General features: G+C 67.3%; 14 protein-coding genes and 1 tRNA gene. 8 read left to right on the top strand and 7 right to left on the bottom strand.

The window, feature by feature from the left end; translation table 11 throughout:
- Positions 1-5: 5 nt before the first annotated feature.
- From ACW173_RS14570 to cobA, 5 genes are read right to left on the bottom strand one after another with little or no spacing between them, the layout of a single operon-like run.
- On the bottom strand, positions 6-740 hold the full coding sequence (locus ACW173_RS14570) for a phosphoadenylyl-sulfate reductase (protein ID WP_492080712.1): 735 nt from the start codon (positions 738-740) through the stop codon (positions 6-8).
- The gene (locus ACW173_RS14565) at positions 740-1,246 is read right to left on the bottom strand and encodes a DUF934 domain-containing protein (RefSeq protein ID WP_492080711.1); all 507 of its coding nucleotides are present in this window, start codon (positions 1,244-1,246) and stop codon (positions 740-742) included. Before ACW173_RS14565 ends, ACW173_RS14570 begins: the two co-directional genes overlap by 1 nt.
- Entirely contained in the window at positions 1,230-2,888 is a 1,659-nt protein-coding gene (locus tag ACW173_RS14560) for a nitrite/sulfite reductase (RefSeq protein ID WP_492080710.1), read from the bottom strand. The genes ACW173_RS14565 and ACW173_RS14560 overlap by 17 nt, the downstream gene beginning before the upstream one ends.
- Before the next feature lie 11 nt (positions 2,889-2,899).
- The gene (locus ACW173_RS14555) at positions 2,900-3,265 is read right to left on the bottom strand and encodes a DUF2849 domain-containing protein (RefSeq protein ID WP_492080709.1); all 366 of its coding nucleotides are present in this window, start codon (positions 3,263-3,265) and stop codon (positions 2,900-2,902) included.
- Positions 3,262-4,119, bottom strand: a complete 858-nt coding sequence (gene cobA / locus ACW173_RS14550; protein WP_492080708.1) for a uroporphyrinogen-III C-methyltransferase — start codon at positions 4,117-4,119, stop codon at positions 3,262-3,264. The genes ACW173_RS14555 and cobA overlap by 4 nt, the downstream gene beginning before the upstream one ends.
- A 187-nt stretch (positions 4,120-4,306) precedes the next feature.
- On the opposite strand from cobA, the gene gcvA reads away from it, so the two are divergent.
- Together gcvA and ACW173_RS14540 are read left to right on the top strand one after the other, a co-directional pair.
- On the top strand, positions 4,307-5,263 hold the full coding sequence (gcvA, locus tag ACW173_RS14545; RefSeq protein WP_492080707.1) for a transcriptional regulator GcvA: 957 nt from the start codon (positions 4,307-4,309) through the stop codon (positions 5,261-5,263).
- Positions 5,264-5,327: 64 nt separating this feature from the next.
- Complete coding sequence (locus ACW173_RS14540; RefSeq protein ID WP_492080706.1) at positions 5,328-5,657, top strand: chorismate mutase; 330 nt, start codon at positions 5,328-5,330, stop codon at positions 5,655-5,657.
- A 35-nt stretch (positions 5,658-5,692) separates the two neighbouring features.
- Here the strand turns inward: ACW173_RS14540 and ACW173_RS14535 are convergent, their stop codons facing one another.
- On the bottom strand, positions 5,693-6,520 hold the full coding sequence (locus ACW173_RS14535; protein ID WP_492080705.1) for a TIGR00266 family protein: 828 nt from the start codon (positions 6,518-6,520) through the stop codon (positions 5,693-5,695).
- A 411-nt stretch (positions 6,521-6,931) separates the two neighbouring features.
- Between ACW173_RS14535 and ACW173_RS14530 the strand changes: the two genes are divergently transcribed.
- Positions 6,932-10,108 (top strand): TonB-dependent receptor, encoded by a 3,177-nt coding sequence (locus tag ACW173_RS14530; protein WP_492080704.1) that lies wholly within the window; start codon positions 6,932-6,934, stop codon positions 10,106-10,108.
- An 89-nt stretch (positions 10,109-10,197) separates the two neighbouring features.
- Here ACW173_RS14530 and ACW173_RS14525 read toward each other — a convergent pair whose 3' ends face one another.
- Positions 10,198-10,536: an Hpt domain-containing protein gene (locus ACW173_RS14525; protein WP_492080703.1), complete on the bottom strand. Its 339-nt coding sequence runs from the start codon at positions 10,534-10,536 to the stop codon at positions 10,198-10,200.
- 84 nt (positions 10,537-10,620) lie between these two features.
- Between ACW173_RS14525 and ACW173_RS14520 the strand changes: the two genes are divergently transcribed.
- From ACW173_RS14520 to ACW173_RS14500, 5 genes are all read left to right on the top strand, one after another.
- Positions 10,621-10,696: transfer RNA gene (locus ACW173_RS14520), tRNA-Lys, on the top strand.
- A gap of 274 nt (positions 10,697-10,970) precedes the next feature.
- Positions 10,971-12,251, top strand: a complete 1,281-nt coding sequence (locus ACW173_RS14515; RefSeq protein ID WP_492080702.1) for an efflux RND transporter periplasmic adaptor subunit — start codon at positions 10,971-10,973, stop codon at positions 12,249-12,251.
- 15 nt (positions 12,252-12,266) lie between these two features.
- Complete coding sequence (locus ACW173_RS14510; RefSeq protein ID WP_492080701.1) at positions 12,267-15,398, top strand: multidrug efflux RND transporter permease subunit; 3,132 nt, start codon at positions 12,267-12,269, stop codon at positions 15,396-15,398.
- Positions 15,395-18,589, top strand: coding sequence for an efflux RND transporter permease subunit (locus tag ACW173_RS14505; protein ID WP_492080700.1), 3,195 nt, complete (start codon positions 15,395-15,397; stop codon positions 18,587-18,589). The genes ACW173_RS14510 and ACW173_RS14505 overlap by 4 nt, the downstream gene beginning before the upstream one ends.
- Positions 18,586-20,007 (top strand): efflux transporter outer membrane subunit, encoded by a 1,422-nt coding sequence (locus ACW173_RS14500; protein WP_492080699.1) that lies wholly within the window; start codon positions 18,586-18,588, stop codon positions 20,005-20,007. Before ACW173_RS14505 ends, ACW173_RS14500 begins: the two co-directional genes overlap by 4 nt.

The raw sequence follows: 20,007 nt of genomic DNA, 5'->3' as shown, positions 1-20,007 counted from the left end.
CGAAGCTAGATGTCGCCGCCGACGTTCGGCGCCGCGCCGGGCGCGCGGGCGACGTGGATGCCGCACTCGGTCTTCTCCTGGCCTTGCCAGCGGCCCGAGCGGCCGTCCTCGGACGGCTTGGTGCAGGGCCAGCAGCCGATCGAGGCATAACCCTGGGCCACCAGCGGGTGGGCCGGCAGGTTGTGCTCGGCGACATAGGCGTCCAGCTCGGCCTTCGACCAGTTGGCCAGCGGGTTGAACTTCAGCTTGCCCTCGGCCTCCTCGACCACGGGCAGGCTCAGGCGGTCGCCGCCATGGAAGCGCTTGCGGCCGGTGATCCAGGCGTCGAAGCCGCCCAGGGCGCGGTCGAGCGGCAGCACCTTGCGGATATTGCAGCAGCCGTCGATGCTGGTGCGCCACAGATCCGAGTTCGGGTCTTGGGTCGCCAGGTCGGCGAAGGCGGGACGCAGGTCACGCACGTCGGTCAGGCCAAAGCGCGCGGCCAGATTCTTGCGGTAGTCCAGCGTCTGGCCAAACAGCATGCCGGTGTCGAGGAACAGCACCGGGATGCTGGGCGACACCTGCGAAACCAGGTGCAGCAGCACGGCCGACTCGGCCCCGAACGACGAGACCAGGGTGAGCCGATCGCCGAAGTGGTCATGAGCCGCCCGCAGGACGGTCAGCGGATGGGCGTCGCGCAGCTCGGCGCCCAGCCGGGCCGCGAGGCCTGCCGCGGTCCCGCCGATCTGGTCGTACGCCATCAGGAAGCCCTCTCCTCGAAGGCCACCACACGGTCGTCGGCGGCGCGTTGATACACGTGGCGGAAGCGGCTGACGGCCTTGGTCCAGGCGTCCGGCGTGGCGCCGTCGGCGGCCTCGAAGGCGTCGAAGCCGCAGCGGACCATGAAGCCGGCCTGCTCCTGCAGCACGTCGCCCACGGCGCGGATCTGGCCCGCGTAGTGGAACCGCTCGCGCAGCAGCCGGGCCGAGGTGTAGGCGCGGCCGTCGCGGTACTTCGGAAAGGCCAGGGCCACCACCGCGATGCGCGGCAGGTCGTAGGCCAGCACCTCGATGTCCTGATCGGACTCGATGCGCACGCCGACGCGGCGGCTGTTCGACGACAGCAGAGCGTCGCCCTCGGCCTCGAAGCGGGCCAGCGACAGGATCACGTCGCCCCGATCGGGGACAGCGTCCTCGTCGGTGATGTTGACGAAGGCGTCTTCGGCCCAGCGGGCCTCGCCGTTAGCCAGCTCAATCAGCTTGGGCATAGACAGCCTCCTTGAAGGGCTCGAGGCCGACGCGGCGATAGGTGTCGAGGAAACGCTCGCCGTCCGTGCGGGCGATAAGATAGGCGCCGACCAGTTGGTCGACGGCCGTGGCCACCTTGTCGGCCGGCAGCGCCGGACCCAGGATCTTGCCGATCGAGGCGTCTTCCGCGCCCGAGCCGCCCAGCGAAAGCTGGTAGAATTCCTCGCCCTTCTTATCGACGCCCAGGACGCCGATGTGGGCCACGTGGTGGTGACCGCAGGCGTTGATGCAGCCGCTGATCTTGATCTTCAGTTCGCCGACGTCCTCGGCGCGATCGGGATCGGCGAACTGGCGGGCGATGTCCTGGGCGATCGGGATGGCGCGAGCGTTGGCCAGCGCGCAGTAGTCCAGGCCGGGGCAAGCGATGATGTCGCTGATCAGGTCGATGTTCGCCGTCGCCAGGCCATTCGCCTGCAGCGCCGAGAACACGATCGGCAGATCGTCCAGCTTGATGTGCGGCAGGACGAGGTTCTGGGCGTGGGTCACACGCACGTCGTTGAAGCCGTAGCGCTCGGCCAGGTCGGCGACCACGTCCATCTGATCGGCCGTGGCGTCGCCCGGCGTCTGCTCCTGGGCCTTCAGCGAGACCTCGACGATCGCATAGCCCGGCTGTTTGTGGGCCCGGACGTTGTTGCGTACGAAGCGGGCGAAGGCGCTGTCCTCGGCCTTGGCCACCTCGAACGCTTCCGAGCGGGCCGGCAGGATCTCGAACGGCGTCTGAGCGAACGAGGCGCGGATGCGGGTCAGTTCGGCGATGGGCAGGTCGGCGCGGGCCGCGTCGATCTTCTCCCACTCTTCCTCGACCTGGCGCGCGAACTCCTCGGCGCCGAGGGCGGCGACCAGGATCTTGATGCGGGCCTTGTAGATGTTGTCGCGACGGCCGTAGCGGTTGTAGACGCGCAGGACCGCTTCCAAATAGCTCAGCAGGCGATCGGTCGGCAGGAACTGCTTGATGGTGGGGCCGACATAGGGCGTGCGCCCCTGGCCGCCGCCGACGATCACCTCGAAGCCCAGCGCGCCGTCGCGGCCCTGGCGCATCAACAGGCCGATGTCGTGCACCTTGGCCGCCGTGCGGTCCTTGGCCGAGGCGGTGATGGCGATCTTGAACTTGCGCGGCAGGAACGAGAATTCCGGGTGCAACGTCGACCATTGGCGGATCACTTCCGACCAGACGCGCGGATCGTCGACCTCTTCCGAGGTGGCGCCAGCATACGGGTCCGAGGTGGTGTTGCGGATGCAGTTGCCGCTGGTCTGGATGGCGTGAAGGTTCACCTCGGCCAGCTTGTCCAGGATGTCCGGCGCGTCCTTCAGCTTGATCCAGTTGAACTGGATGTTCTGACGCGTGGTGAAGTGGCCGTAGCCCTTGTCATAGTCGCGAGCGATCTGCGCCAGGCGGCGCACCTGCGTCGGGTTCAGCGAGCCGTACGGCACGGCGACCCGCAGCATGTAGGCGTGCAGCTGCAGATAAAGACCGTTCATCAGGCGCAACGGCTTGAACTGGTCCTCGCTCAGCTCCCCGGCCAGGCGGCGGGCGACCTGGCCTCGGAACTCGTTCGAGCGGTCGACGAGGAATTCACGGTCGATGATGTCGTACTGGTACATGGCTTCTCGCCCTACTTCCGGCGGATCAGGTCGACGCGGCCGGTCGAGCGCGCGGCGCCGGCGGCGTGGCGCAGGGCCTCGACGACATCGCCGCCCTCGGCCTGCTTGCCGTGCGTGGGTTCGTTGGTGGGCCCGAGCGCCCGGATGCGTTCGCGGTAGCTGACCGGCGCCCAGTGACCTTCCGACGGAGTCAGGTCGATCGGATAGACGTCGACCACCACGGTCGGTTGACCCTTGCCCGTGGCGACGGCGGCCTCGACATCGGCGGCTTCGTGCTCGTCGAACAGCTGCGCGTCACCGAAGCGCTCGACCCACTGGCCGGACTTCCAGAACACGACATCGCCGTCGAGCAGGCGGTTGGCGGTGATAGCTTTCATGAGCGGGAACTCAGCTCGAACGAAGGAAACTGGGACATCGGGTCGGCGAATGGGACGACGTCGGCCATGGCCATCGACTCGCCGACCATCAGCAGCGCCGGGCCTTTTACGCCCTGCGCCGCCTCGGCCAAGCCCGACAGCGTCGTGAGGACTCTGCGCTCGTCGGCGCGGCTGGCGTTCTCGACGATCAAGGCCGGAGTCGAACCGGCGCGGCCCGCGTAGGTCAGGCGCTGTGCGATCAGACCCGCGGTCGATACGCCCATATAGACGACGACGGTCTGGTTCGGACGCGCGAGGGCAGTCCAGTCCAGATCGGGCTCGCCATGCGCCGCATGGCCGGTGACGAAGGTGACGGCCTGGGCCGAACCACGATGGGTCAAGGGCGCGCCGGCGTTGGCGCTGGCGGCCAAGGCGGCGGTGACGCCGGGAACCACATGGCACTCGACGCCGGCGGCGCGGCAGGCCAGCAGCTCTTCGCCGCCGCGGCCGAACAGGAACGGGTCGCCGCCCTTCAGGCGCACCACGTTCAAGCCGTCCAGGGCCAGGGCCACGATCAGCTGGTTGATGTCGTCCTGCGGCAGGGTGTGGCGCGACTTGCGCTTGGCCACGTTGATGCGGCGAGCACGGCTGGGCGCCAGGTCCAGGATCTCGTCGGAGACCAGGCCGTCATGCACCACCACGTCGGCGGCGCGCAGGGCGTTGAAAGCGCGAAAGGTCAGGAGGTCCGGATCGCCGGGACCCGCGCCGACCAGCCACACCGCGCCCAGGGCGCGACCCACCCGGCTCCCGCCAACGACGACGAGGCCAGGCCCAGACTTTCCGCCTGGAGCGTTACGGACCGGCTGGCGGGCCATGGCGTTTAGAACCTCTATCAGTCCGCTTGGAATAAAACGGTAGAACGCAAGGCGGGGTCGCCCCTAGAGACGACCCCGCTAGCACTCGTCGACGAAAAGGGCCAATCCGTCAGCGAACGCTTGCAAACTCGCCGCGAAGGGCTCAATTCGCAAACAAGGACTTCTGCCGGGGCGTTCAGTAAAACTCATGGAAAGACCCAACGAGCGCCGCCGCTTGCCGCCGCTGAACGCTCTCCGCGCCTTCGAGGCCGCCGCCCGCCACCTGAACTTCAGCCGCGCCGCCGATGAGCTGTCGGTGACCCCCGGCGCCGTCAGCCAGCAGATCCAGAATCTGGAGGACTATGTCGGCGCGGCCCTGTTCAAGCGCACGCCCAAGGGCCTGCTGCTGACCGACGCGGCCCAGACCGCCCTGCCCGCCCTGCGCGAGGCCTTCGACCGCCTGGCCGAGGCCGCGTCCTTGCTCACCGCCGCCGTCGACGGCCGCCGGCTGACCCTGACCGCCGCCCCCTCATTCGCCGCCAAGTGGCTGGTGCCGCGTCTGGGCAAGTTCGAACAGGCCCATCCGCAGGTCGATGTTTGGCTGTCGGCCGGCATGGAGGTCGTGGACTTCGCCACCGGCGAGGTCGACATGGCCATCCGCTACGGCTCGGGTCGTTATCCGGGCCTGGAGGTCATCCGGCTGATGCACGAGACCGTCGTGCCGGTCGCCAGCCCCGAGCTGCTGGAGACCAACGCCCTGGAGCGTCCCGAGGACCTAGCCCACCACATTCTGTTGCACGACGGCTCGCCCGATGCCGACGACAGCTGCCCCGACTGGGCGATGTGGTTGGCGGCGCGCGGCATCAAGGGCGTCGACGGGGCGCGGGGCCCGCGCTTCAACCAGTCCAGCCTGGTGATCGAGGCCGCCGCGAACGGTCGCGGCATCGCCCTGGCCAAGCGCACCCTAGCCCAGGCCGACCTCGACTCGGGGCGCCTGGTCATCCCGTTCGAGGCCTCAACGGCGGTCGACTTCGCCTATTACGTCGTTCACCCCAAGGCCAAGGGCCGCCTGCCGCAGGTGAAGGCCTTCGTGAACTGGCTGCGCGCCGAGGCCGAGACCCACGAGGCCGCGTTGCTGACCATGGACAACGGGTCGGGGATCTAGGCGCTCTGGGATTTAAGCCCTTACGGCTCTGGTTTCTGTCGCCGGAAACGGCTTAAAGGAGCCCATGAAAATCACGACTCTCACAGTCGACGCGCACCTCGCGCCCGCCGACTGCCAGACCATGGCCGACGTGCGACAGGGCGTGGACGCCCTGGACCGGGCCCTGGTCCAGCTCCTGACCGAGCGCCAGGGCTTCATGGACGCCGCCGCCCGCATCAAGGCCGACCGTGGCAAGGTGTTCGACCGCGCGCGGATCGAGGACGTGGTGACCAAGGTCAAGGCGGCCGCGCGCGAGTCGGGCCTCTCGGAAGCCATCGCCGAACCGGTCTGGCGCACGCTGATAGACCGCTGCATCGCCTACGAATACGACAGCTGGGACAAGACCAAGGGCTGACGAGAAGCGCCCCCTCGCGGGGGGCGCTCCGGCTCTTAGTTCCCGTCGATCATTCTGCCGAGGCCGCCCAGGATGGAGCCCTCGCCCTGGTTGCCGCCCTGGCCTTGCGCGGCCTGCATCATGCGGCCAGCCAGCCGCGCGAACGGCAGCGACTGGATCCAGACCTTTCCCGGACCGCGCAGGCGGGCGAAGAACAGACCTTCGCCGCCGAACAGCACGCTCTTCACGCCGCCGGCCATGACCAGGTCGAACTCAATGCCCGGGGTATAGGCGGCCACGCAGCCGGTATCGATGTGCAGCTCCTCGCCCGGCGCCAGCTCACGCTCGACCAGGGCGCCGCCCATCTGCACGAATACCCAGCCGTCGCCTTCAAGGCGCTGCATGATGAAGCCTTCGCCGCCGAACAGGCCGGTCATCATCCGCTTCTGGAAGTGGATACCGATCGACACGCCGCGCGCGGCGGCCAGGAAGCTGTCCTTCTGGCAGATCAGCGTTCCGCCCAGTTGGCCCAGGTTCAGCGGCAGGATCGAGCCCGGCGTCGGCGAAGCGAAGGCCACCCGCGCCTTACCTTGACCAGTGTGGGTAAACACGGTGGTGAACAGGCTCTCCCCCGTCACCAGGCGCTTGCCCGCGCCCAGCAGTTTGCCCATGAAACCGCCGCCCTGGTCGGCAGAACCATCACCGAAGACGGTGGTCATTTGGACGCTGGCGTCCTTCCAGACGAAGGCGCCGGCCTCGGCCACGGCGCTCTCGCCGGGGTCCAGCTCGATCTCCACGAACTGCAGCTCCTCGCCCTTGATCTCGAAGTCGATGTCGTCGGCGACGCCGGCGCTGCGTTGGTGGCTCCAGGGGCTGGTGGGCATGGGAGAACTCCTCTTGTCTCGAACACCGTTCTTAGCGAGCCCGCGCCCGCCCCGCCAATTACGCTTCCTTTAAATGCGCCTTCGAAAGCGCTTTCGGCGCCGTCGGTCATGCCAGACCGTAAATCTGGTCATACCATTGGTCGGACAAATAGCGTCGTCCGATCGCCACGGCGCCGCGCTTCGAAAGACGTACAGACAACGACGTCTGTCCCCAAAATCGGGCGCAACACCCCAATAGCCCATTGAACGCGCTTCCACGGTATGGCGGCTTGCCCGCATCCTGAGGTTTGGCCTGACCAAGTGGCCACCACCTTCTCGTAAGTGGCATTACCAATTATTGACAAGTCCGCGAACTGGTCGGATAAGTCCTCCTCAAGGGCGCCATGTCAGTGCGCCGGGGGAGGCTATCTCATGATCCATGCACGCAATTCCTTCGCTCTTCGCGCGGCCCTGATGGCCTCGTGCGCGGCCCTGGCTGTCGGCTCCGCCGCCCAGGCGCGCCAGGCCGCACCGGCTCCGGGCGAGCAAAAGCCGGAAACGGAAACGGTCGAAGCCGTTGTTGTAACCGGGTTCCGCCAAGCCTACGCCAACGCCATCGCGACCAAGCGCGAGACTCTGGAAATCTCGGATGGCATCTCGTCGGACGGCCTGGGCCGCTTCCCGGACCTGAACGTCGGTGAAGCCATCCAGCGTATTCCGGGCGTCCAGATCAACCGTGAGGCCGGCAGCCGAAACGCCACGATCAGCCTTCGTGGCCTGCCCGGCAGCTTTGCCCGCACCACGCTGAATGGCGGCGCGTTCGCTGATCCGATCCTGAACGGCTCGACCCCGCTGGGCGCGTTCAACTCCGACATTTTCACGGCGATCAACGTCATCAAGTCGCCGTCCGCCTCCAACCTGGCCGGCGGCCTGTCGGGCAATGTCGACCTGCGCATCAACCCGGCCCTGGCCCGTAAGGACGGCGGCTTCGCCAAGCTTTCCTACGAGTACAACGACCTGGGCAACCTGGGCAGCCCGCTGGCCTCGCTGGGCTACAACAAACATCTGACCGACGACTTCGCCGTGTTCGGCGTCGTGGCCTGGAAAGACGAGAAGTTCCGCCGCGACTCGATCACCGTGAACTCGTGGGGCAACCGCCTGGGCGGCATCCAACTGGGCAACCAGGCCGCCGTCACGAGCAATGTCGGCGGCGTGGTCACCTACATCCCGGGCGCCAATCCGGGCTACGACGCCATGCAGGCCGCGCTGCCGGACAGCTACAAGGCGCAGTTCGCGCCCGGCCTGGCGCCCGTCTACTATCCCAGCCAGACTCGCCAGCTGGTGAAGTTCAATCGCGGCAGCACCCTATCAGCCGCGACCGGCTTCGAGTGGCGCATCACTGACGAATGGAAGTTCGGCGCCAACGGCTTTATCACCAAGCGCAAGCTCGATGAGGCTACCAATAACCTGCTCTATATCGACGCGGGCGCGGGCAACAACAGCTTCACCGGACTGACCGCCACCTCGGCCGTCGCCAAGATCAGCAATCTCGGCACGCCCTACATCGTCAAGACACCGAACGGCGACCGGGCCTATATCAACAGCTTCAAGGCCGAGAACATCAACACGTTCGACTCGGTCCGCTCAGAGCCGGCCGAGAATCAGACCTGGGCGATCAATCCGAGCCTGGAATACAAGAACGATGACTGGAAGGTCTCGACCAACCTTACCGTCTCGCGCGCGAAGGCCGTCGCCAACCAGATCGAGCTCGACGTCGTCCAGAACCCCTACCGCAACCTCGGTTCGGCGGGCCTGAACGGCATCATCGCCAATGTGAGTCTCGGCGGCAGCGACCTGGCGAACTACGCCGCGACCCTGGTCACGCCACACGCCACCCACCTGCCGACCGGCGGCTTCCTGATCCCGCCGACCGCCACCGCCACCACCCAGGCCGGCGCCCAGATGCCCGGCCAAAGCGCCACGACGGCCGCGGACCGTTTCGGCGTCACCGGCACCAATGGCCAAGCCAAGAACGAGCTCGATGCGTTCCAGGTCGACTTCGAGCGCACCCTCGACGGCTTCGTGAACGCCCTGCAGTTCGGCGGCCGCGCCGAGCACAACAAGTTCATCTCCAGCGGTTCGCGCAACACCGCCCTGGGCGCCCAGACCCAGAACATCACGCCGGACATGGCCTCCCAGCTGTCGTACGCCAACGACTTCTTCGGCGGTAAGTCGAACGGCACGTCAAACTGGATGAACGTCGACATCGACCGCGTTCTAAAGGCCATCACCCCGGTCAACACCAACCTGCGCACCGCCCTGAACCCGAACGGTCTGCCCGACCAGTTCCTGCTGGGCGCGCCGGGCGTGTTCCTTACCCCTTACGGCGTGGTCAACAACTACACGGACGGCAACTACTGGAACAACAACTTCAGCAACCAGAACGACGTCTTCTCGGCTTACCTGGCCGCCAAGTTCAAGACCGAGCTGCTCGGCGTTCCGGTGCGCGGCACGGTCGGCACGCGCTACGAATATACCGAGCAGAAGATCACCGCGCTGAACTGTAAGAACTGCACCACGGCTCTGTCGAACCAGGCCGGCGCGATCAACCACTCGCTGTCGACCTCGGTCCGCAAGAACAACTTCGACTATTGGCTGCCGTCGGCGATCGTGGTGGCGGACCTGCGCGACGACCTCGTGTTCCGCGCCGCCGCCTACCGCACCTATGTCCGCCCGCAACCGCGCGACAACGTGCCGACCACCTTCGTCCAAGTGCCTGTCGACGTGAACCCGCCGGTCGACCCGGTCTACACCGTCACCTTGGGCGCCACGGACATCAAGCCGTACACCTCGGACTCCTACGACATGTCGCTGGAGTGGTATAATCGTCCGGGCGGCCTGATCTCGATCGCGGCCTATCGCAAGGAAGTGAAGGGCTATATCGGCCCGATCACCGATCAGGCGATCCTTTGCCCGGCCAATGGCAAGATCGACGGCATCGACGTCGATCTGGGCACGCTGCGCATCGACAACTCGGCCGGCACCCCGCGCTGCGTCAGCTCGAACAAGTTCGTCGGCGCCGCTGGCGCGGGCGCGCCGCTGGTCGAAGCCCGCGTCAACATCAGCGGCAAGACCAACCAGTCGCCGATGACCGTCACCGGCCTCGAGTTCAACATCCAACAGAACCTGGATTTCCTGCCGGGCTTCTGGAAGAACTTCGGCGGCGCGTTCAATTACTCGTATACAAAAATCGAGGGCACCGACACGGCAGGCAACAAGATCACCCTGCCCAGCGTGTCGAAGAACAACCTGAACGTCATCGGTTACTACGAAGCCAAGTGGGGCGGCCTCCGCCTGGTCTACAACTGGCGCGACAAGTACGACCTGGCCGCCGGCAACTCGTTCGTCGGCGACGCGCGCACCGTCAAGGCCCGCAGCCAACTGGACGCCTCGGCCTCATTCAACCTCACCGAGGACCTGACGGTGTCGGTCGACGCCTTCAACCTGACCGACTCGCAGCGTGCGGAATACGAGAACGATCCGATGCTGCCGCGCTTCATCGACTACGACGGCCGCACCTATCAGGTGACCCTGCGCGCGAAATTCTAGAGCGCGCGCACAACCCTCTCCTCCTCAAAGGGGCCGAAGTTCGCTTCGGCCCCTACTTTTTTGACCCGCTGATTAAGAGTCAGCTGCTCTTAGCCCTTCAGCGAGCGCAGAGCCTGTTCGTGGACATAGGCGGCGATGTCGAGCAGAGCGGCGTCCAGAGCCGTCTTGACGGCTTCCAGGCTTTCCTGCCCAGCCTCGCAACGTTCGCAGACCTCGCCCAGCTGGACAGCCCCCACCCCGCGCGCGGCGCCCTTCACGGTGTGGACCGCGTCCTTCCAGCCGGGATGGGTGGGATCCAGCATCGGAGTCCACAGGGCGGCCTGTTCGCGAAACAGCGCCAGCACCTCCTCGACAACCCCGGCGTCCCCCGCCGCGAACCCTTCCAGGTAAGTGAAATCCACGGCTCCGCTAATATCTCGTCTGGCCATGAAAAAAGCTCTTGCGCTCCCAAAATCATTGCGTATGTTCCGCGCCTCGCCGCCGGGGCTCGCAAGTGCTTCGGACCGTCGAATGGGTGTATAGCTCAGTTGGTAGAGCAGCTGACTCTTAATCAGCGGGTCGTAGGTTCGAATCCTACTACACCCACCATTCTCTCGAAAATTCAGTAGGTTGTCGGGGGCCGCGCAAGCGGCCGAACGCTTCTGCGTGTCTGCTGGAACGCTCTTATCGCACGGCGAATGATGGCTTTCCGACACCCAAGCGGAGCCATATCGCGGCGAGATCATTTCAGCTCTGAAAACCGGCGCACACGTTAGGCCTCTACGGATCGGAGACCGTCAGCTTTCTTGACGGTATCTCCCGAGGCGGCCCGTAGCGCCGCCTGCTCACGCCGCGCCCGTCGCGGCCGGCTCGAAGGCTGACGATGACTGACCTCCACGCCCCGCGCACGCCGCCGCGCCGCCGGACGCTGATCCTCGGCGGGCTGATCGCCCTTCTCGCATTGGGCGGTATCGTATGGCTGGCCTGGGGTCTGCTGCACGGCGACAATGGGGAAGGCGGCGGTCCGGGCGGCGGCGGGCGGCGTGGACCGGCCAGCACCGTGGCGGTGGCCACGGCGACCGCCACCGACCTGCCGATCGTCATAGAGGCCCTAGGCACCGTGAAGCCGGCCGCGACCGTCACCGTGCGCCCGCAGGTCTCGGGCACGATCACGCAGGTAATGTTCCGCGAAGGCCAAGCGGTCTCGCGCGGCCAGGCGCTCGTCCAGATCGATCCCCGCCCCTACCAGATGGCGCTGCTGCAGGCGCAGGGTAACCAGACCCGCGACGAGGCCCAGCTGGCCGCCGCGCGCCTGACCCTGACCCGCTACCAGACGCTGCTGACCCAGGACTCGATCGCCCGCCAGGAGGTCGACAACCAGGCCGCCACCGTCAAGCAACTGGAAGGCACGGTCATGGCCGACCGCGCCGCCGTCGGCACCGCGCGCCTGAACCTCGGCTTCGCGCGGATCACGGCGCCGGTCAGCGGCCGCGTGGGCCTGCGCGTGGTCGATGTCGGCAACTATATTGGCGCGGGTGACGCCAGCGGCGTGGCGGTGATCACCACCGTCTCGCCGATCGACGTGGAGTTCACCGTCCCGCAGGACGACGTGCCGCGCATAGCCGCCCGCCAGGGCCGCGCCAACCTCCCCGTCACGGCTTTGGACCGCACCCGCAGCCAGACCCTGGACCGCGGGACATTTTCCACCCTCGACAACCTGGTCGATACCGGCACCGGCACGGTCAAGGCCAAGGCGCGCTTCCCCAACAGCGGCAACGCCCTCTTCCCAAGCCAGTTCGTCAATGTCCGCATGGAGCTGGACACCATCAAGGGCGCGATCGTCGTTCCCGCCACGGCCGTGCGCCAGAGCAGTGACGGCGCGTTCGTCTGGCTGCTGAACAGCGACCGCACGGTGAAGAAGACCGCGGTAAAGACTGGCCAAGCGACGGGCGTCCAGGTGCAGATCACCGAAGGCCTCAAGGCCGGCGACAAGGTCATCACCGAAGGCGGCGACCGCCTGCGCGACGGCGGCAAGGTCCAGCTGCCCGGAGCCCGTCCGCAGGGGCAGGGCAAGGGTGAAGGCAAGGGCGGCGAGCGTCGCAAGCGCGAAGGCGGCCAAGGGCAAGGCGGCGAAGGCCGCCAGCGCCAGCAGCGTCCGGAATAACCGGATAGTCTGGCGATGAACCCCTCGCGTCCTTTCATTCAGCGGCCGGTCGCAACGGCCCTGTTCATGGCGGCCATCGTGCTGGCGGGCCTGGTCGGCTTCCGGCTGCTGCCGTTGTCGGCCCTGCCCCAGGTCGACTACCCCACCATCCAGGTCCAGACCCTGTATCCCGGGGCCAGCCCCGAGGTGATGAGCCAGACGGTCACCGCGCCGCTGGAACGTCAGTTGGGCGAGATGTCCGGCCTGGCCCGGATGAGCTCGGTCAGCACGGCCGGGGCCTCTGTCATCACCCTGCAGTTCGACCTGGGCGAGACGCTGGACGTCGCCGAGCAGGAGGTGCAGGCGGCGATCAACGCCAGCGGCTCGTTGCTTCCAGCCGACCTTCCCGCCCCGCCGGTCTACGCCAAGGTCAATCCGGCCGACGCACCAGTGCTGACCCTCGCCATCACGTCCGACACCCTGCCGCTGACCGAGGTGCAGAACCTGGTCAACACCCGCCTGGCCCAGAAGATCAGCCAGGTCTCGGGCGTCGGCCTCGTGTCGCTGTCGGGCGGCCAGCGCCCCGCCATGCGGATCCAGGCCGATACCCAAGCCATGGCCAGCTACGGTCTGACCCTGTCGGACGTGCAGACCGCGATCAGCGCCAGCAACGCCAACAGCGCCAAGGGCAGCTTCGACGGCCCGACCCGGAGCTACACGATCAACGCCAACGACCAGTTGCTGTCGGTCGACGACTACAAGAGCCTGATCGTCAGCTACAAGGACGGCGCGCCGATCCGCCTGTCGGACATCGCCCAGGTCGTGCAGAGCGCCGAGAACACCCGCCTGGGCGCCTGGTCCGACAAGACCCCGGCCATCATCGTCAACGTCCAGCGCCAGCCCGGCGCCAACGTCATCAAAACCGTCGACGCCATCACGGCCAAGCTGCCGGAGTTGCAGGCCGGCCTGCCGGCCACCCTGGACGTCCGCGTCCTGGCCGACCGCACCACCGGCATCCGCGCCTCGGTGCACCATGTCGAGATGGAGCTGCTGCTGGCCGTGGTGCTGGTGGTGCTGGTGATCTTCTTCTTCCTGCACAGCCTGCGCGCGACGGTGATCGCCAGCCTGGCCGTGCCGATCTCGCTGATCGGCTCGTGCGGGGTGATGTACCTGATGGGGTTCAGCCTCAACAACTTGAGCCTGATGGCCCTGACTATCGCCACCGGCTTCGTCGTCGACGACGCCATCGTGATGATCGAGAACATCACCCGCCATCTCGAGAAGGGCGAGAAGCCCATGGAGGCGGCGCTGAAGGGCGCGCGCGAGATCGGCTTCACGATCATCTCGCTGACCATCTCGCTGATCGCGGTGCTGATCCCGCTGTTGTTCATGGGCGACGTCGTCGGCCGACTGTTCCGCGAGTTCGCCATCAGCCTGGCCATCACCATCCTGATCTCGGCCGTGGTCTCCCTGACCCTGACGCCGATGCTGTCGGCCCGTTGGTTGAAGCCACACGAGGGCGAGGACGCCAAAGGGCTCAGCAAAAAGGCCCAAGACCTCTTCGCGCGCGTCGAGGCCCGTTACGAGAAGGCCCTTGCCTGGGTGCTGGAGCGCCAAACCGCCACCCTGGTCGTCGCCGTCGCCACTCTCGTCCTGACCGGCGTGCTCTATATGGTCATCCCCAAGGGCCTGTTCCCGACCCAGGACACCGGACAGCTGCAAGCCCGCACCGAGATGGCTCAGTCGGTGTCGTACGACCGCATGGCGGCCCTGCAGCGGCAAGCGGCCGAGGCGATCCTGGACGACCCGGCCGTCGAGAACGTCGCCTCGTTCATCGGCGTCGACGGCGCCAACAACGCCATGCTCCACACCGGCCAGATGCAGATCAACCTCAAGCCCGACCGCTCGGGCTCGCAGGAGAAGATCATGCAGCGGCTGCGCGAACGCGTGGCCAATGTCGCCGGCGTGACGCTGTACCTCCAGCCGACCCAGGACCTGACCATCGACGCCGAGACGGGCCCCACCCAGTACCGTCTGTCGCTGGAAGGCGCCGACACCGCCACCATCAAGGAATGGGCCGGCAAGCTGACCGCCGAGCTGGCGCGCGTGAAGGCCGTCCGCAACGTCTACAGCGACGCCTCGGCCACCGGCCAGGCGGCCTATGTCGACATCGACCGCGACACCGCCGCGCGTCTTTCCATCACGGCGTCGGATGTCGACGACGCGCTCTACAGCGCCTTCGGCCAGCGGATCGTCTCGACCATCTTCACCGAGACCAACCAGTACCGGGTGATCCTGGAAGCCAAGCCGGGCGTCCTGACCGACCCGACCACCCTGGGCAACCTCAACCTCAAGACCGGCGGCGGTGCTCCTGCCCCCCTGGCGGCGTTCTCGACGATCAAGACCCAACAATCACCACTGCAGGTCACCCACGTCGCCCAGTTCCCCGCGACCACCATCGGCTTCGACACCGCGCCGGGTGTCTCGCTGGGCCACGCGGTCGACGAGATCCGCGAGGCCATGACCCGGATCGACATGCCGGTCGCCGTCACCCACACCTTCCTGGGCGCGGCGGGGGCCTATCAGAACTCGCTGTCCAACCAGCTGTGGCTGATCCTGGCGGCCGTGGTCTGCGTCTACATCGTGCTGGGCGTGCTCTATGAGAGCTACATCCACCCGCTTACCATCCTGTCGACCCTGCCCTCGGCGGGCGTGGGCGCGCTGCTGGCCCTGTGGATCACCGGCAACGACCTGGGCGTCATCGGGATCATCGGGATCATTCTCTTGATCGGCATCGTCAAGAAAAACGCGATCATGATGATCGACTTCGCCATCGACGCCGAGCGCGAGGAAGGCAAGAGCCCGCACGACGCCATCTTCCAGGCGGCCATTCTGCGATTCCGCCCGATCCTGATGACCACCCTGGCGGCCCTGTTCGCCGCGGTGCCGCTGATGCTGGGCTTTGGCGAAGGCGCCGAACTGCGGCGACCGCTCGGCATCGCCATCTTCGGCGGCCTATTGCTGTCCCAGCTGCTGACCATGTTCACGACCCCAGTCGTGTACCTGGCCTTCGACCGCTTGGCGCCGACCAGCCGCGCCAAGCCGCGTGACGAGGCTCCGCACCCCGAGCGAACCGATCCTGACCCGATCCCGGGGGCGCCGTCGTGAACCTGTCAGGTCCCTTCATCCGGCGGCCGGTCGCCACCATCCTGCTGACCATCGGCGTAGCGCTGGCGGGCATCTTCGCCTTCTTCGTCCTGCCGGTCTCACCCCTGCCGCAGGTGGACTTCCCGACCATCTCGGTCTCGGCCAGTCTGTCGGGCGCCAGTCCCGAGACCATGGCCTCCAGCGTCGCCACGCCGCTGGAGCGCCGACTGGGCACGATCTCCGGCGTCAACGAAATGACCTCGCAGAGCTCGACGGGCTCCAGCCGGGTCACCCTGCAGTTCGACCTGAACCGCGAGATCGACGGCGCCGCGCGCGAGGTGCAAGCCGCGATCAACGCCGCCCGCGCCGATCTGCCGGCGACGCTGCGCAGCAACCCGACCTATCGCAAGATGAACCCGTCGGACGCGCCGGTGATCATCCTTGCTTTGACCTCGAATACCAAGTCGCCGGGCCAGATCTATGACGCGGTGTCCAACATCGTCGCCCAACGCATCGCCCAGGTGAGCGGCGTTGGCGACGTCGAGATCGGCGGCGGCTCGCTGCCGGCCGTGCGGATCTCGGCCAATCCGTTCCTGCTGAACCAGTACGGCGTGGCCATGGAGGACGTTCGCGCGGCGATCCAGTCGGCCAACGCCAACCGCCCAAAGGGCGCACTGGAGGGGAACGGCCAGCGCTACCAGATCTACACCACCGGCGCGGGCCGCAAGGCCGCCGACTATGCCGGCCTGGTCGTCGCCTGGCGCGGCGACGCGGCGATCCGCCTGTCCGACGTGGCCGAGGTCACCGACAGCGTCGCTGACACCCGCACGCTCGGCCTCTTCAATGGCGAGCCGGCCATCATCGTCCTGATCACCGCCCAGCCCGGCGCCAATATCATCCAGACGGTCGACAGCGTTCGCGAAGCCCTGCCCGAGCTACGCGCCCAGCTGCCCAGCGATATCACGGTCGACGTGGCCAGCGACCGCACCAATTCGATCCGCGCCTCGCTGCACGAGATCGAGATCACCCTGCTGATCTCGATCGTCCTGGTGATCGTGGTGGTCAGCGTCTTCCTGCGCAGCGCGCGGGCGACCTTCATCCCAGCGGCGGCGACCATCGTCTCGCTGCTGGGCACGTTCGGGGTGATGTACCTGCTGGGCTTCAGCCTCAACAACCTGTCCCTGATGGCCATTACCGTCGCGACCGGCTTCGTGGTCGACGACGCCATCGTCGTGCTGGAGAACACCGCCCGCCACATCGAAAAGGGCATGGACCGCTTCGCCGCCGCCCTGCTCGGCGCGCGCGAGGTCGGCTTCACGGTGCTGTCGATCAGCATCTCGCTGGTCGCCGTCTTCATCCCCCTGCTGTTCATGGGCGGCCAGGTCGGGCGGCTGTTCCGCGAGTTCGCCGTCACCCTATCGGCGGCCGTGCTGATCTCACTGGTCATCAGCCTGACCACCACGCCGATGATGTGCGCCTACCTGCTGCGGCCCGAGCGCAAGGACAAGGAAGGCCGGCTGGCCCGCTTCTTCGAGCGCGCCTTCGACCGCGTGCACAGGATGTACGAGCACAGCCTGGATTGGGCGCTGGCCGCCAAGCCGCTGGTGATCGTGATCCTGGTCGCCGTGATCGCCATGACCGCCTGGCTCTATATCGCCGTACCCAAGGGCTTCTTCCCCCAGCAGGATAGCGGCCAGCTGAACGCCGGCATTCGCGCCGACCAGTCGGTCTCGTCCCAGGCCATGCAGAAGAAGCTGCGCCAGGTGGTTGGCATCATCCACAAGGACCCCGCCGTCGACACCGTGGTCGGCTTCACCGGCGGCGGGCGGGCGGGCGGCGGTTTCCTGTTCGTGAACCTCAAGCCGATCGGCGAGCGCAAGGAAAAGGGCTCGGTCGTCATCGCCCGCCTGCGACCGCAACTCGAGCGCGTGACCGGAATCCGGGTGTTTCTGAATCCGGTCCAGGATCTGCGCATGGGCGGCCGGCAGAGCAACTCGACCTATCAATACACCCTGACCAGCGATAGCAGCGCCGCCCTCAAGGAGTGGTCCGGCAAGCTGGCCGAGGCCATGAAGGCCCACGACGACGTGCTGACCGACGTCGATTCCGACCAGCAGGAGAACGGCGTCGAGACCCTGGTGACCATCGACCGCGACAGCGCCTCGCGCCTGGGCGTCACGCCGCGCGCGGTGGATAACGCGCTGTACAACGCCTTTGGCCAGCGCCAGGTCGCGACGATCTACGAGGACGTCAACCAGTACGCGGTGGTTCTGGAGTGGCAGAAGCAATTCGCCCAGGGTCCCGAGGCGCTGAACGATGTTCATGTGCCGACCCGGCCCGCCAGTGCGGCCACGACCGAGTCCAGCGAGCCCAATGTCAATCCGGCCCTGCGCGATCCCTCGACCGGCTCGGCTCTGAACACCGCCGCCACGGCCATGACGCCACTATCGGCCATCGCCAGCGTCTCGCAGAATGCCACCCCGACCTCGGTCAACCACCAGAATGGCGAGCTGGCCACGACGGTCTCGTTCAACCTGGCCGAGGGCAAGAGCCTGTCCGACGCCCAGGTCGCCGTGGCCGCGGCCGAAGCCGAGATCGGCATGCCGACCAGTGTGCGGGGCAGCTTCCAGGGCCAGGCCCGCCAGGCCAACGACCAGATGAAACAGCAGCCCCTGCTGATCCTGGCCGCGATCGTGGCGATCTACATCGTGCTGGGCATTCTCTACGAGAGCTACGTCCACCCGATCACGGTGCTGTCCACCCTGCCCGCCGCCGGCGTCGGCGCGGTGATCGCCCTGCTGATTTTCAAGATGGAGTTCTCGATCATCGCCCTGATCGGGGTCTTCCTGCTGCTGGGCATCGTCAAGAAGAACGCCATCCTGATCATCGACTTCGCCCTGGACGCCCAGCGCAGCCGAGGCCTGACCGCTCAGGAGGCGGCGCGCGAGGCCAGCCTTCTTCGTTTCCGCCCGATCCTGATGACCACCCTGGCCGCGGCCCTGGGCGCCCTGCCCCTGGCCATCGGTTTTGGCGAAGGCGCCGAGCTGCGCCGCCCGCTGGGCGTGGCCATCATCGGCGGCCTGATCGCCAGCCAGCTCCTGACCCTGATCACCACCCCCGTGGTCTATGTCTATCTCGACCGTCTGCGCGGCAAGGCGCGCGACAAGGACGAGCGGCATCTGACCCACCATGCGCCGGAACCCGCCCGATGACCCGTCTTCTTCGCCTATTCGGCGTCGCCTCGCTCCTCGCCCTCGGCGCCTGCTCGCTGACGCCGGCCTATGAGACCCCCGCCCTGAAGTCCGCCCCGCCAGCCCAGTTCAAGGCCATGGAAGGCTGGAAGACCGCGACACCGGCCGACCACCTGGATCGCGGCGACTGGTGGACCCTGCTGGGCGATCCTCAGCTGAACGCCCTGGCCGAGCGGGTGAAGGTGGACAACCAGACCATCGCCGCCGCCGAAGCCGCCTATCGCCAAGCCCGCGCCCTGGTCCGCCAGCAGCGCGCCGGCCTGTTCCCGACCATCGACCTCTCGGGCTCCGCCACCAAGTCGGGCGGCGGCGGGACGAAAACCACGACCTCGGCCGGCGGCGCCACCAGCGCCGGCGACACCCAGCGTTATCAGGTCGGTATCGGCGCCAGCTGGGAGCCCGACGTCTGGGGCCGCATTCGCGCCGGAGTCAGCGGCGCCAAGGCCTCGGCCGAGGCCAGCGAGGCCGACCTCGCCGCCGCCCGCCTGTCGGCTCAGGGCGAGCTGGCCACCAGCTATCTGGGCCTGCGCCGCGCCGACGCCGAGATCACCATGGTCCAGGCGACGGTCGAGGGCTACCAGCGCGCCCTCCAAATCACGACCAACCGCTACAACGCCGCCATCGCGCCCAAGTCCGACGTCCTCCAGGCTCAGGCCCAGCTGGCCAACGCCCAGTCGACCCTGGAGGGCCTGGTCCGGGACCGGACCGCCTTCGAGAACGCCATCGCCGTGCTGCAGGGCGAGCCGGCCAGCGGTTTCCGCCTGGCGGCGGATACGAGCTGGAAGCCGGTCGTGCCCGAGATCCCGGTCGGCGTTCCCTCCGCCCTGCTCGAGCGCCGGCCCGACGTCGCCGCCGCCGAGCGCCGCGTCGCCGCCGCCAACACCGACATCGGCGTGGCCCGCGCCGCCTTCTTCCCGACCTTCAACCTCAGCGCCGACGGCCGCTCGACCGCCAGCCGGCTGGGCGACCTGTTCGCGACCTCGGCCAACACCTGGTCGCTGGGCCTGACCGCCGCCCAGACCCTGTTCGACGCCGGCGCCCGCCGCGCCCAGGTCGCCCAGAGCCGCGCCGCCTACGATGAGGCCGCCGCCAACTACCGCCAGACGGCGCTGCAAGCCTTCGAGGACGTCGAGAACCAGCTGACCGCCGCCCGCACCCTGGAGCGACAGTACGCCCTGCAACTAACCGCCTCCCAGGCGGCCGACCAGACCGAACAGATGCTGCTGAACCAGTACAAGGCTGGCCAGGTCGCCTACACGGACGTGGTCACGGCGCAGGCCTCGGCGCTGTCGGCTCGACGGACGCTGGTGACCACGGCGGTGTCGCGCCAGACGACGGCGGTGGCCCTGGTCCAGGCCCTGGGCGGCGGCTGGCGCTGA

Source organism: Caulobacter sp. ALps2 (genome assembly GCF_058681635.1).
Note: the sequence above shows the minus strand (reverse complement) of the source record. Positions and strands in the feature narration are given on the sequence as shown.

Bases quoted from the DNA above. Each gene is read 5' to 3' on its own strand.
- ACW173_RS14535 (WP_492080705.1), bottom strand. From the start codon at position 6,520: ATGCCCACCAGCCCCTGGAGCCACCAACGCAGCGCCGGCGTCGCCGAC.
- ACW173_RS14500 (WP_492080699.1), top strand. From the start codon at position 18,586: ATGACCCGTCTTCTTCGCCTATTCGGCGTCGCCTCGCTCCTCGCCCTC.
- ACW173_RS14540 (WP_492080706.1), top strand. From the start codon at position 5,328: ATGAAAATCACGACTCTCACAGTCGACGCGCACCTCGCGCCCGCCGAC.
- cobA (WP_492080708.1), bottom strand. From the start codon at position 4,119: ATGGCCCGCCAGCCGGTCCGTAACGCTCCAGGCGGAAAGTCTGGGCCT.
- ACW173_RS14530 (WP_492080704.1), top strand. From the start codon at position 6,932: ATGATCCATGCACGCAATTCCTTCGCTCTTCGCGCGGCCCTGATGGCC.
- ACW173_RS14525 (WP_492080703.1), bottom strand. From the start codon at position 10,536: ATGGCCAGACGAGATATTAGCGGAGCCGTGGATTTCACTTACCTGGAA.
- ACW173_RS14515 (WP_492080702.1), top strand. From the start codon at position 10,971: ATGACTGACCTCCACGCCCCGCGCACGCCGCCGCGCCGCCGGACGCTG.
- ACW173_RS14570 (WP_492080712.1), bottom strand. From the start codon at position 740: ATGGCGTACGACCAGATCGGCGGGACCGCGGCAGGCCTCGCGGCCCGG.
- gcvA (WP_492080707.1), top strand. From the start codon at position 4,307: ATGGAAAGACCCAACGAGCGCCGCCGCTTGCCGCCGCTGAACGCTCTC.
- ACW173_RS14510 (WP_492080701.1), top strand. From the start codon at position 12,267: ATGAACCCCTCGCGTCCTTTCATTCAGCGGCCGGTCGCAACGGCCCTG.
- ACW173_RS14555 (WP_492080709.1), bottom strand. From the start codon at position 3,265: ATGAAAGCTATCACCGCCAACCGCCTGCTCGACGGCGATGTCGTGTTC.
- ACW173_RS14565 (WP_492080711.1), bottom strand. From the start codon at position 1,246: ATGCCCAAGCTGATTGAGCTGGCTAACGGCGAGGCCCGCTGGGCCGAA.
- ACW173_RS14560 (WP_492080710.1), bottom strand. From the start codon at position 2,888: ATGTACCAGTACGACATCATCGACCGTGAATTCCTCGTCGACCGCTCG.